The 293-nt window shown below is 68.3% G+C and carries 1 protein-coding gene; it reads right to left on the bottom strand.

All coding sequences use genetic code 11. The features are described 5' to 3' along the window. On the bottom strand, nucleotides 1-293 hold a 293-nt coding region (locus OQ789_RS25915; protein WP_324689295.1), incomplete at both ends, for a phosphopantetheine-binding protein.

Genomic DNA, 293 nt, shown 5'->3' with positions numbered 1-293 from the left:
CCACACACCAACCCCGCCGCCCGCGCCCGAGCCACCACCTGCATCGACAGAATGGAATCCCCACCCAAGTCGAAGAAGGAGTCATCGACGCCGACGCGCTCCACACCGAGGACTTGCGCGTAGATCCCGGCCAGGATCTCCTCGGTGGCACTCGACGGGGCCCGATACCGACCGGCATCGCCGTACTCCGGAGCCGGCAGCGCCCGCGTATCCAGCTTGCCGTTGACCGTCAACGGCAACTCCTCGATCGCCACCACCGCGGCAGGCACCATGTAGGCGGGCAGCCGCTCACC

Source organism: Mycobacterium sp. 94-17 (assembly GCF_035617725.1).
GTDB lineage: Bacteria > Actinomycetota > Actinomycetes > Mycobacteriales > Mycobacteriaceae > Mycobacterium.
This window is presented reverse-complemented; position numbering and strand designations above follow the sequence as displayed.